This window comes from Murinocardiopsis flavida (genome assembly GCF_003014485.1).
In the GTDB taxonomy this organism is placed as follows: Bacteria; Actinomycetota; Actinomycetes; order Streptosporangiales; family Streptosporangiaceae; genus Murinocardiopsis; species Murinocardiopsis flavida.
In genome coordinates, this window is sequence record NZ_PYGA01000009.1 from 141,638 (window position 1) to 153,365 (window position 11,728).

Annotated in this window: 10 protein-coding genes; 7 read left to right on the top strand and 3 right to left on the bottom strand. The window is 72.9% G+C overall.

Annotated features, from left to right (window positions below):
- Nucleotides 1–50: 50 nt before the first annotated feature.
- Genes CLV63_RS14370 through CLV63_RS34575 form a run of 3 tightly spaced genes read right to left on the bottom strand, consistent with a single transcriptional unit; the run spans nucleotide 51 to nucleotide 3,084 of the window.
- Nucleotides 51–1,325, bottom strand: coding sequence for a DUF4350 domain-containing protein (locus tag CLV63_RS14370; protein ID WP_245928814.1), 1,275 nt, complete (start codon nucleotides 1,323–1,325; stop codon nucleotides 51–53).
- The gene (locus CLV63_RS34570) at nucleotides 1,322–2,002 is read right to left on the bottom strand and encodes a DUF4129 domain-containing protein (protein ID WP_245928815.1); all 681 of its coding nucleotides are present in this window, start codon (nucleotides 2,000–2,002) and stop codon (nucleotides 1,322–1,324) included. The genes CLV63_RS14370 and CLV63_RS34570 overlap by 4 nt, the downstream gene beginning before the upstream one ends.
- The gene (locus CLV63_RS34575) at nucleotides 1,999–3,084 is read right to left on the bottom strand and encodes a hypothetical protein (RefSeq protein ID WP_106583512.1); all 1,086 of its coding nucleotides are present in this window, start codon (nucleotides 3,082–3,084) and stop codon (nucleotides 1,999–2,001) included. The genes CLV63_RS34570 and CLV63_RS34575 overlap by 4 nt, the downstream gene beginning before the upstream one ends.
- An 857-nt stretch (nucleotides 3,085–3,941) precedes the next feature.
- Here CLV63_RS34575 and mtrA point away from each other — a divergent pair.
- From mtrA to CLV63_RS14415, 7 genes are all read left to right on the top strand, one after another.
- A complete protein-coding gene (gene mtrA / locus CLV63_RS14385) occupies nucleotides 3,942–4,619 on the top strand; it encodes an MtrAB system response regulator MtrA (RefSeq protein WP_106583513.1) in 678 nt (225 codons plus the stop codon).
- An 83-nt stretch (nucleotides 4,620–4,702) separates the two neighbouring features.
- On the top strand, nucleotides 4,703–6,448 hold the full coding sequence (gene mtrB / locus CLV63_RS14390) for an MtrAB system histidine kinase MtrB (protein ID WP_106583514.1): 1,746 nt from the start codon (nucleotides 4,703–4,705) through the stop codon (nucleotides 6,446–6,448).
- A 113-nt stretch (nucleotides 6,449–6,561) separates the two neighbouring features.
- Nucleotides 6,562–8,415, top strand: coding sequence for an LpqB family beta-propeller domain-containing protein (locus tag CLV63_RS14395; protein WP_106583604.1), 1,854 nt, complete (start codon nucleotides 6,562–6,564; stop codon nucleotides 8,413–8,415).
- 124 nt (nucleotides 8,416–8,539) lie between these two features.
- Nucleotides 8,540–9,280 carry a ComF family protein gene (locus tag CLV63_RS14400; RefSeq protein WP_106583515.1) on the top strand — a complete coding sequence of 247 codons (741 nt, stop codon included), beginning with the start codon at nucleotides 8,540–8,542 and terminating at the stop codon, nucleotides 9,278–9,280.
- A 691-nt stretch (nucleotides 9,281–9,971) separates the two neighbouring features.
- The gene (hpf, locus tag CLV63_RS14405; protein WP_106583516.1) at nucleotides 9,972–10,652 is read left to right on the top strand and encodes a ribosome hibernation-promoting factor, HPF/YfiA family; all 681 of its coding nucleotides are present in this window, start codon (nucleotides 9,972–9,974) and stop codon (nucleotides 10,650–10,652) included.
- Between the two features lie 154 nt (nucleotides 10,653–10,806).
- Nucleotides 10,807–10,956 carry a pentapeptide repeat-containing protein gene (locus tag CLV63_RS33560; RefSeq protein WP_170134225.1) on the top strand — a complete coding sequence of 50 codons (150 nt, stop codon included), beginning with the start codon at nucleotides 10,807–10,809 and terminating at the stop codon, nucleotides 10,954–10,956.
- A gap of 46 nt (nucleotides 10,957–11,002) precedes the next feature.
- A complete protein-coding gene (locus CLV63_RS14415) occupies nucleotides 11,003–11,698 on the top strand; it encodes a response regulator (RefSeq protein ID WP_106583518.1) in 696 nt (231 codons plus the stop codon).
- The last annotated feature ends 30 nt before the right edge of the window (nucleotides 11,699–11,728 follow it).

Consider the following 11,728-nt stretch of genomic DNA (forward strand, 5'->3'; position numbering starts at 1 on the left):
TCGCGGTGCTGTGGTCTGCGCCGTGCTGGTGGCGTCGCGGTGTCGGCGGGTCAGCGGAGGCCCGCTTCGAGCCGGTCGAGTTCGTCGGCGAGCCGGACCAGGCCGGCGTCGTCGGCGGTGAACGGGTCGGCGCCGCCGGGGTCGGGCGACGACCCGTAGAGCAGCGCGGCGACGTGGCCGCGATCGGCGCCGCCGCGGGAGGCGACGGCGTCGACCACGGAGCCGGGCGGCGCGTCGGGGCCCAGCCCGAAGGCGGGCCGCAGCCGGCCGATGACACCGCCGCGCAGCGCGGCGGCCGCGCGGTCGCGGGACCGCCGCGACGCGTACAGCCCCGCGCGGCCCTCGGTGGTCTCGGCCGCGCGCACCACCACCGGCAGCGACTCCGTCACCAGGGGCCCCAGCCGCCGCCCCCGCCACAGTGCGGCCAGCAGCAGCGCCGCAGCCAGCGCGCCGAGCGACAACCGGACGGAGAACGGGGTGAGGTCCCACAGGGTCTGCCCGCCGCCCTGCACCGGGACATCGGGGATGGCGAACACGACGTCGCCGGGGTCGCCCCCGTTCGCGCCGAGGAGGTTCAGAGCGAGCGCGGCGTTGCCGTTGGCCGCCAAGTCCTCATTGCGCAGGAACGCCGAGCCGCCGAGCACCGTGGTGGTGCGCCCGTCGGCGTCCGTGCGCACCAGTGGGGCTCCCCCCGAGCCGCCGTAGCAGGACTCCGCTCCGTCGGAACCGCGGTAGCGCTCCCCGTCGAGGTCGGCGCGGCCGGCCGCCGCTGCGCCCGGCAGGGCGCAGCGCGGTTCGGGTGCGCTGTCGCCGCCGCGGCCCGACACCCGCACCCCCGGCGCGAACGCGTCCAGCGCGCCGGTCGTGGGTTGGACGAGGACGCGGTCGCCGGGCACCGCCGCGAGCCGCTTCAGCTCCGCCGGCGTCAGCCGGTGGGACTGCGTGAGGAGCAGGGTGGAATCGCCGCCGTTGCGCTCCGCCGCGTCGGCGGCGTCGGCGGCGTCGTCGATGCCGCGGGCGACGGTGACCTCGGACCCCTGGTCGGCCAGGATCCGGACGAGTGCGCGGGTGCCTTCGGGCCCGGCCGATTCGGGGTCGAGGTCGCCGCGGACACTCGTTTCGGAGCCGAGTGACACCAGCAGCGCCACCACGACCAGGGCCGCGCCGAACAGCAGCGGGCCTCGGGCCGCGCGCCACATCTGCCGGGGGGTGCGGGAGATCTGGGCGGACTGCCGGGACGGCTGCGACGGCGGGGATGCCTGGGACGCGGGGGCGGCGGTGGCACCGCTTTCGGGGGCGGGGCTTTCGGGGGCGGGCACGCTCACCGGGCCGCCCCCGCACCGGCGTCCTGCGGGTGGACCGGTCGGCCCGCCGCGAGGCGGGTGTCGAGCTCCTCCAGCATCCTGGCGTGCTCGGCCGTCGCCTCGCGGCCGCCGTACCAGACGTCGTTGAACACCGTTGCGGCCCGGTGCAGCTCGACACGGTGCGCGGGGAGCGCGACGGACGCCTCGGACGCGAGCTCGGTCGCCGTGCGCCCGGAACGCGGTGCGACGATCGCGCGCTCCTCCAGATCGCGGGTGAAGGCGCGGAGCCGCTCCCTGACGGCGTCGGCGTACTCGCCCGCTGCGGCATGGCGGTCGGCGCGGGCGCGGTGCGCCGCCGCCGTCAGGGCGGTCGCGGGGTCGAACAGCGCGCCGCGGCGCCGCGCCCTGCGGGCCGGGCGGGTGTAGAGCAGCAGGGCGACCACCAGCAGGGCGAGGACGGCCAGGACGGGCCCGAGCACCCACCACCCGCCGGGGACGCTGTCGGACTCGCCGATCACCCGGAGGAGTTCGGCCAACCACTCGGCGACGGCGTCGTAGATGCGCTGGAGCAGGCCGGGGTCGTTGTTGCCGTAGTCGGGGTCGGCCAGCTCCTCACGGGCGATCCGGGCGCCGTCGTCCCCGCTCACCTGGCCGCCCGCCTGCGCTGCCACCGCCACCGCCGCCGCTGTCGCCGTCAATGCGGCGCCCCGTACTGCTCCCCGTACGGCCGGGGCCGGTCGCGCAGGTAGACCTCGGCGCCGACGGACTCGTGGCCGCCGCGGGTGGCGGTCTGGAGTTCGAGGTCGAAGCCCTCGCGGCGCATGCGCATGTCGACGTAGAGCAGTGTGGTGACCCCGGCGAGGAAGGGGCTGGTGACGGCGCCGCTGACCGCGGTGCCGAGGAAGGTCGCGACGCCCACGGTGATGCCGACCCACGCGGCGTCGCCGCCGAGCGGGGCGGCCTGGTTCACCATGGAGAACGGGAAGTTCAGGATGCTGCCGACCACGCTGACGAGGACCTGCGAGAGCAGCAGGATGAGGAAGACCCGCCACCAGCTCCGCCGGGTCAGCGCCCACGACCGGCCCAATGCGCTGAACGGGCCGATGCGCTCCAGCACCACGGCCGGCATCGCCAGGGCGAACTTGTTCATGATCCAGGCGTAGAAGGCGACGTAGGCGAACACGCTGAGCAGCACCATGGGGATGAACACGTACCACTCGGTGCTCTGCCAGGTGGCCGCGATCACCGCGACGTTGAGGACGGTCACGCCGCCGGCGATGGCGATCATGAGGAAGTAGATGAGGAGCTGCACGGCTCCCAGGCCGAGGATGGCGCCGATACGGCCGTTGACGGCGGCGATGGCGTCGCCGAAGCTCAGCCGGTGGCCCAGGACCGCGCGGCCGATGACCCCTGCCAGCAGCCCGCTCAGGACGAGCACGGCGATGGCGTTCACCAGCAGGCCGGCGAGGATCGCGCCGAACCCGAAGGCCCCCGTGGCGAGCAGCTCGTCGAGGAGTTCGTCCGGGTTGTCGACGTTCGAGGGCGGCGCCGCGGTGAGGCTGCTCAGTTCGCCCAGCAGGACCGCGGAGCCGAAGGCCGGCAGGATGCTCGCCAAGCCGATGACCAGGACCGAGATCCCGAGTGTGGCCTTGGGGTTCTCCCGCATGTAGGCGAAGGTGCCGTTGAAGATGTCGCCGAGGGTGAGCGGCCGGAGCGCGACGACGCCGGGCCGCGGCTCCCGCGGCGGGGGGACCCAGCCGGAATGAGGCGGTGGTCCCATCGGCGATGGGCCCCAGGCGCCGCCGGATCCCGGCGGGGGACCCCAACCCCCGCCGCCGGGCGGCGGCGGCCCCTGCGGACCGTAGGGATCCGGCCCCTGCGGGCCTCCGGGTGCCGCCCAGCCGCCGCCGGGCGGCGGCCCCTGCGGGCCTCCGGGCCCGCCCTGCCAGCCGGGTCCGTGCTGCGCAGGCGGGTACGGGCCGCTGCCCGGGGGCTGCCAGCCCCCGCCGTCGTCCTGCGTCATCGATACTCCGTGGGGGTCGCCGGATCGCTGTTGCCGCGGCCGCGGGTCGCCCGCGAGCGCACCCCCAACCTACTTGCACCATGGGATATCGCCGCCGCGCCGTGTGCCCGGGCCGCGGCGCGGGTATAGGCGGAAAACGGGCGGCGGGCCCGCTGCGAGGGGCCGGCGTGGCGGGGTGCGCCCCTGGTGGGCCGTGTTGCCGGTGCTCGTTCATTCATTTTGTATGCTTTCGTTATCCGCAGGTGTGCGGTACCCCGGGACCGACGGCTCTAGACGCGGCGGCCGGTCACGCGGCAGGGTGTGCCGAGAGTGCCGGTCGGCGGCCGGAAGTGCCTGGTCCGGCCGTCCCCCGGGCACGATGAGCCCGCAGATGGCAAGCTTGGACGGGGTGTCCGCGCGCGGCGGCCCCGGCAGGAGTGTCGGCGCGCACGGAGCGCGGGCGGAAGGCTCGCCCTCCGGGCGATAACGCCAGAGACGCAGTAGACGCCGAAGTTGTGCCGCATGAGTGTCCGGAAAGGAGAAGGTGCTCGGGCCCGCGTGATTCCGCGCGGAGCGGCCCCCCAAGGGCCGCCCGCCACGGTGCGCGGGATCAGCCGAAGAGCGCCGGAAAGTCAATGAAGGGACGCGTACTGGTCGTCGACGACGACCTCGCTCTCGCCGAAATGCTGGGCATCGTCCTGCGGGGTGAAGGCTTCGAGCCGTCATTCGTGCACGACGGCGACAAGGCGCTCGAAGCATTCCGCGAGACCAAACCGGATCTCGTACTGCTCGACCTCATGCTGCCGGGTGCCGACGGTATCGACGTGTGCCGGCAGATCCGGGGCGAATCGGGTGTGCCCATCGTCATGCTCACGGCGAAGAGCGACACCGTCGACGTCGTCCTCGGCCTCGAATCGGGGGCCGACGACTACATCGTCAAGCCGTTCAAACCCAAGGAGTTGGTGGCGCGGGTGCGCGTGCGGCTGCGCCGCACGGAGGAGCCGGCCCCCGAGGTGCTCCAGATCGGCGACATCACCATCGACGTCGCCGGCCACTCGGTGCGCCGCGACGGCACGCCCATCAGCCTCACCCCGCTGGAGTTCGACCTCCTCGTCGCGCTGGCGCGCAAACCGCGCCAGGTCTTCACCCGCGAGGTCCTCCTCGAACAGGTGTGGGGGTACCGGCACGCCGCCGACACCCGCCTGGTGAACGTGCACGTCCAACGGCTGCGCGCGAAGATCGAGAAGGACCCCGAGCACCCCGAGGTCGTCGTCACCGTGCGCGGCGTCGGCTACAAGGCCGGGACCGCCTGACCAAGTGCGAGTGATCGAGTAGACGTGTGACGGCCAGGGTGTCGATCAGGAGGCGGACGGCCGGCGGCCGGCCGGGCGGCGCCATGGGCGGCAGGCGCGGCGCCCCCGGCCCGGGGGCCGCCGAGCGCCCCGAGGGCGAGGCCGCGGCGCGGTCGCGCGCGCAGCACGCCGCGGCCCTGGTCCAGCGCAGCTACCTCGCGGCGCAGCGCGTCGCCCGCCGCCTGGTCGGCGCGGTCCACTCGCGCTGGCGGCGGTCGCTGCAACTGCGCGTCGTCAGCATGACCCTGGTGACCTCGGCGCTGGTCACAGCGGTCCTCGGGTTCTTCATGATGCAGCAGGTGCAGGCGGGCCTGCTCGACGCCAAGCAGGACGCCGCACTCAGCGACCACCAGGCCGGGCTCACCTACGCCCTGAGCGAACTCCAGGGCGACGAGCAGGCGGGCGACCGCTACGGCCAGTTCGAGCAGATCACCAGCGAACTCAGCACCCGCAGCGGCGCCACCGGCCTCTACGACGTCCTCATCCTGCCCTCGTTCCCCGGCGACAACGGGTGGACCAGCGGCGACGTCGAAGAGGCGAGCGTCCCCGACGCCCTGCGCGACAAGGTCCAGCAGACCAGCGAGCTGGAAAAGCCCTACCTGCGCTACACCGAGATCGTGCGCACCGGCGGCACGGAACCCGGCCTGGCCGTGGGCGCCCAGCTCGTCGACGCCTACGAGCTGTACTACGTCTTCCCCCTCGACCACGAGCAGCAGATCCTGAACCTCGTCCAGGGCACCCTGTACCTCGTGGCGTCGGCGCTGAGCATCCTGCTCGCCGCGATCGCCTACATGGTCACCCGGCAGGTGGTGCTGCCGGTGCGCAGGGCCGCCGGCTCGGCGGAGAAGCTCTCATCGGGCGACCTCACCGAACGGATGAAAGTGCGCGGCGAGGACGACCTCGCCCGCCTCGCCGTCTCCTTCAACAACATGGCCGGGAACCTCCAGGAGAAGATCCGCGAACTGGAGGAGCTGTCGAAACTGCAACGGCAGTTCGTCTCCGACGTCTCCCATGAGCTGCGTACCCCCCTCACCACCATCCGCATGGCGGGCGACCTGCTCTTCGACGACCGCGACGGCTTCGACCCCACCGTCCGGCGCTCGGTGGAGCTGCTCCAGAGCCAACTGGAGCGGTTCGAGGAGCTGCTCGCCGACCTGCTGGAGATCAGCAGGCACGACGCCGGGGCCGCCACCCTCGCCATCGAGTCGGTCGACGTGCGCGGCGCGGTGCTGAAAGCCGTCGGCGACGCCGAGCAGATCGCGGAGAAGCGCGGCATCAAGGTCGTGCTGCGGCTGCCCGCCGACCCCTGCGTCGCCGAGTTCGACTCCCGCCGGATCAGCCGTATCCTGCGCAACCTCGTCGTCAACGCCATCGAGCACAGCGAAGGCAAGGACGTCATCGTCACCGCCGCCGGCGACCGCGATTCCGTCGCCGTCGCGGTGCGCGACTTCGGCGTCGGCCTCAAGGAAGGCGAGGAGCTGCTCTGCTTCGACCGGTTCTGGCGGGCCGACCCCGCGCGGGCGCGCACCACCGGCGGGACCGGGCTGGGGCTGTCCATCGCCAAGGAGGACGCCACACTGCACGGCGGCTGGCTCCAGGCGTGGGGGACACCCGGCAAGGGGTCGCAGTTCCGGCTGTCGCTGCCCCGCAAGGCAGGCGGTGAACTGCGCGGTTCCCCGCTCCCGCTCGCGCCCCCCGAGATGGCCATGGGCAGGGTCCGCGCCGTCGCCGCCATCACCGCCGGCGACGCCGAGGCGTCCCGCACCGCACCGACAAGGGAGCAGCCGTGACCGCCTCCCGAAGCCCTCGCAATCCACAGCATCCCCGGAATCCCCGGCGCTCCCGAAGCCCCCGGAATTCCGGCAGCGGCTGGAGCCGCGACGCCCGCCGGGCCGCCGCGCTCCTGTGCCTCGCCGCGCTCCTCACCTCGTGCGCGAGCGTGCCGACCGGCGGCCCCATCGTCGCCGGTGGCGGCGGCGAGAACGGGCGCGGCCACCAGGACGACTACGTCCGGCTGCTGCCCGCGGGCCCGCAGCAGGACGTCGGCGAGGAGCGGCTGGTCCGCGACTTCCTCCGCGACATGGGCAGCCTCGAAGAGGACCACCGGGCGGCGCGGCTCTTCATGACGGGCGACGAGCAGCGGCAGTGGCGGCCCAACGGCACCGTCCTGGTCTACGACGAGATCCGCGACGCCGACTTCACCGTCAGCACCGCGGCCGACGGCGAAAGCGCCACCGTGCGGATGCGGGCCGACCAGGTCGCCAGCATCGACCACGGGGGGCAGTACCTGCCCGTCGACAAGGGCGAGCGCATCGACACCGTGTTCACCCTGGCGAAGGCCAAGGGGCAGTGGCGCATCGCCGACCTGCCCGACGAACTGCTGCTGTCGCGCCGCGACATCGACCGCGTGTACCGCCCGCTGAACCTCTACTACTTCAACCAGGACGACAGCACCCTGGTGCCCGACCCCGTGTTCATCCCGGCCTCCACCGAGGAGATCCCCACCCGCCTGGTGCGGATGCTCGTCAACGGGCCCACCGAGTGGCTGGCGCCCGCGGTGCGCACCGCGTTCCCCAAGGACACCAAGGTCGCGGTCGCCTCCAGCGGCGGGCGCGTGACCGTGCAGCTGCGCTCGACCGGCGGATCGCCCGACCAGGGCGAATCCTTCCGCATGGGCGCGCAGATCGCCTGGACCCTGCGCCAGCTCGCCGAGGTCCAGGAGTTCACCGTCGAGGTGAACGGCGAGGAGACCCCGATCCCCGGCGGCCAGGACGGTGTCCAGCAGGTCTCAGGGCGGCTGTGGGACTCCGTGAACCCGTCGGTGGGCTCCGACAGCGAGCACGCCTACTTCACCCGCGAGGGGCAGCTCTGGTCGCTGTCGGCCGGTAGCGGCAAGCAGAACGCCGACCCGGTGCCCGGCCCCGCCGGCGCGGGCAGCGCCCCGCTGGAGCAGTACGCGGTGTCGGTGCGGGAGGGCCTGGTCGCCGGTATCGACGCCGCCGAGAAGGACTCCACGTCGGTGCTTGTCGCCGACCTCTCCGACGGCAGCGAGTACCGCACCGTTCTCAAGGACGGCGACTACACGTCCCTGTCGTGGGACGGCTACGACAACCTGTGGGTCGTGCAGGACCTCGGTTCGGGCGCCGACTCCGAAGAGGAGCGCGAGGCCGACTCCGCTGCCGACGACACCGAGCGCGGTCCCGAGCGCGATCCCGCCGACCCCGCGCCGCCCGACGAGCGGGCCGACGACGACCCCGAGTCGGGGGCGACCCGGCTGTGGCAGGTCGACGACGGGAAGCCGACCCGGGTCGAGGCGCCCGAGCTCGACGACCGCACGGTCACCCGGCTGCGCGCCTCGCGCGACGGCACCCGGGTGGCGGTCCTCCTCGAAGAGGACGACACCTCCCGCCTCTACGTCGGGCGCGTCACCGAGCACGACGGCGAGGTGCGGCTCGACCGGTTCAAACCGCTCGGCTCCGACCTGACCGAGGTCACCGACGTCGCGTGGCGCGGCGCCGACCAGCTCGCCGTCCTCGGCAAGCGCGGCGGCGCCGTGCTCGGGTACCTGGTGCGCCTCGACGGCAACGCCGAGTCGACCAGCGCCTCCGCGCCGCCCGGCGCCGACATGAAGACCATCGCGGCGGCGCCCGGTCAGCCGCTGCTCTCGGGCGCGGAGGACGACCGGATCTGGATGACCAACGACCGCGTCACCTGGCAGCGCATCACCGACGGCACCAACCCCGTCTATCCGGGCTAGTCGCACTTCGTTGCGTCGGCTGGGCGGCCTGGTCGAAGTCCTGCCAACGCGGGTCCCGGGCGGCCGTCCACAGGCCGCGCGATCCGCCTCGCCGCGACGGTGGTCGCGGCGCCAGTATGGCCGAATGGACCCGGAGCACCCGGCCCCGCCCGCCGCACCCGCCTGGATCGCGGCGGCGCTCTCGGCGCTGGTCGACCTGCTGCTCGGCGAGACCTGCGCCGGATGCGGGCGGCCCGGGGCCGCCCTGTGCGCCGCGTGCTCCGGGCTCCTCGACCGCCGGCCGCGGCGCTGCCGCGGCCGCCCCGGCTGCCCGCAGGCGTGGGCGGTCGGCCCCTACTCCGGCCGCGACCGCTCGGTGCTGCTCGCATTCAAGGAGCAGCAACGCCGCGGCCTCGCAGCCCCGCTGGGGCGCTCACTCGCCGCCGCCGTCACCGCGGCGTCCCGCGCGGGCCCCGGGAGCCCGCTGCTGCTGGTGCCGGTGCCGCCGCGGCCGTCCGGTGTCCGCCGCCGCGGCTACGACCCCGTCCTGCTGCTGGCCGGTGCGGCGGCCCGCGCCCTCACCGCGCGCGCCCGCCCCGCCCGGGTCCACGCGGCGCTGCGCCCGGTCCGCCGCGTCGCCGACCAGGTCGGCCTGCGCCGCGACGAGCGGCGGGCGAACCTCGCCGGAGCGTTCGCCGTGCCGCGGCGCGCGGTGCGGCCGCTGCACGGCCGCGCGGCAGGGCGCACCGTCGTCCTCGTCGACGACGTCCTCACCACCGGCGCCAGCCTCGCCGAGGCCGCCCGTGCCCTGCGGGCGGCCGGTGTGCACCCCGCCGCAGCGGGGGTGCTGGCCGAGCGCGGTCGAGGCAGTGGGCGGCCGGGGTAATCTCAGTGGGTCTCTTGCGCGGGCCGGATGCCCGGTGTGTCCGGCCGGTCCGCGGGAGGGGCTGCACGCGCCCGGGAGGTGTCGGGAGTTCCCCTGCTGACAGCTGGTGAATCTCGGGTTAGCGTTCGAGCATGGCACCCGTCCGGGTCCGTGGTTGCGCCGGGTTCGGCGCCCCGAGCGAGGGGCGCCCGCCCGGCAAGCCGAGGCCAGCCGCAGGCGAAACGGCCCACGTAAGGCGACTTTTCGTCGACCGATCACGGTGCGGCTTAGAGGTAAGACCTGCCCCGTCGGAGGTCCCGATGTCCTCCACGACAGGGAGAAGGGCGGTAGTGGTGCATAAGCGCCGCGGAACCCTCAGCAGGCGGATGTGGGGACGAAGACCAGGTCGGCCGGACGGGTGGCATGCTCCTCGCGTGGATCTCCAGGCGCGCGGCGGAAGTTCGCACCGATTACCCACGTTGCTCCCGATACACCGTTGAGGTCTCGTTCACCCTGGTGAAGCCGATGCCGCATGGGGAGTGCAGGGGTGCGATCGGATGGGTATACGGCACCCAACACCGCGTGACGTGTTATCTCGTCCGCTTCGCGGAGAGGAACCACGGGAGCGGGCGCCCGCAGCCCCGGCGGTGGGCGCACAACCAGAAGCAGGGCCGCCGCAGCCACGGCGGCCACGCGCGACGAAGGGGGTCTTGTGGACATCATCGTCAAAGGTCGGCGCACAGGTGTCAGCGACAAGTTCCGGCAGCACGTCGAAACGAAGCTGGCCAAACTCTCCAAGTGGGAGCAGAACGGGATGAGCGTCGATGTGGAGGTGTCCAAGGAGCGCAACCCGAAGCTCGCCGACCAGCGCGAGCGCGTCGAGTTGACCATCCACGGCGGTGGTCCGGTGATCCGGGGTGAGGCGTCGGCCGACGACCGCTACGGAGCGTTCGACATCGCGCTGGACCGGATCGAAGCGCGCCTGCGCAAGGTCGCCGACCGCCGCAAGGTGCACAAGGGGGCCCGGGCGCCCGTCTCGGTCGCCTCGGCAACGGCCGACCTCGCCAACGGCAACGGCGGCCCGCTCGCCGGTACCGGCCGGGTCCGCACGGCTCCCGCCGCCAGGGACGCCGAGGACACCGAGATCGACGGCGTCGCCATCGACACCGCGTTCGGCGATGAAATCCTGGAACTCGACACCCAGGGCGAAAACCCGGTCATCGTTCGGGAGAAATTCCATTACGCCAAGCCCATGAGCATTGACCAGGCGCTGATGGAAATGGAACTCGTCGGGCACGATTTCTACCTGTTCCACGACGAGAAGTGCGACGCCCCCAGCGTGGTGTACCGCCGGAAGGGCTTCAACTACGGCGTCATGCGCCTCATGGAGTAATCCGGCGGGCCGCACGGCGCGGCCCGGCAGCGCGGTGCGCCGCGACCGCACCCCGGGCGGCCGCGGCGCACACCTATGTGGTCTGCTTTTCCCAACCTCCGGCGGATTCCCGCGAATTTGCGGAAACTGTAGAAACACCGGGCCGGTTGGTGCTGTGCTGAAACAAGCCCTGCTCGAACAGGCCCTGCTCGAACAGGCCCTGCTCGAACAGGCCCTGCTCGAACAGGCCGTACTCGAACAAGCCCTGCTCGAACAGGCTGTGCCCGAACAAGCCGTGCCTGAACAAGCTGCTGGAACACGTTGAACGACCGGCGACCGCCGCCGTGCGGTGAGGAAGGGACTACGCAGCCGTGACCGGGACTCCCCCCACCCGCCGCGAACCCATCCGGGTCCTCGTCGTGGACGACCACGCCTTCTTCCGCAGGGGCCTCGTCTCGGTCCTCGCCGAAGAGTCCGACATCAGCGTGGTCGGTGAGGCGGGCGACGGGCGCCAGGCCGTGGACCAGGCCGGCGATCTGCTCCCCGACGTCGTCCTCATGGACGTCCGGATGCCCCACATCAGCGGCATCGACGCCTGCACCGGGATCAAGAGCGCCGTCCCCAGCGCCAAGATCGTCATGCTCACCATCAGCGACGAGGAGGAGGACCTCTTCGACGCGATCAAGGCGGGCGCGACCGGCTACCTGCTCAAGGAGATCTCCGTCATCGAACTGCCCGAGGCGGTCCGCGCGGTCGCCGACGGCCAGTCGTTCATCAACCCGTCCATGGCGACCAAGCTCATCGGCGAGTTCGCGACCCTCGCCAAGAAGGAGTCCGACAAGGGCCGCGGCGGCGACGTGCCCGCCCCTCGGCTGACCGACCGCGAGAAGGAGGTCCTGCGGCTGGTCGCGCGCGGATTGAACAACCGCGACATCGGCCAGGAACTCTACATCTCCGAGAACACCGTGAAGAACCACATCCGCAACATCCTGGAGAAGCTCCAGCTGCACTCCCGGATGGAGGCGGCGCTCTACGCGATCCGCGAACGCATCCTCGACGAGGACTGAATCCCGGCCCGGTGTTCGGAGCCGACTGCC

Excerpts from the sequence above, each read along its gene's own strand:
- CLV63_RS14400 (WP_106583515.1), top strand. The coding sequence starts at position 8,540 with ATGGACCCGGAGCACCCGGCCCCGCCCGCCGCACCCGCCTGGATCGCG.
- mtrA (WP_106583513.1), top strand. The coding sequence starts at position 3,942 with ATGAAGGGACGCGTACTGGTCGTCGACGACGACCTCGCTCTCGCCGAA.
- mtrB (WP_106583514.1), top strand. The coding sequence starts at position 4,703 with ATGGGCGGCAGGCGCGGCGCCCCCGGCCCGGGGGCCGCCGAGCGCCCC.
- CLV63_RS34575 (WP_106583512.1), bottom strand. The coding sequence starts at position 3,084 with ATGGGACCACCGCCTCATTCCGGCTGGGTCCCCCCGCCGCGGGAGCCG.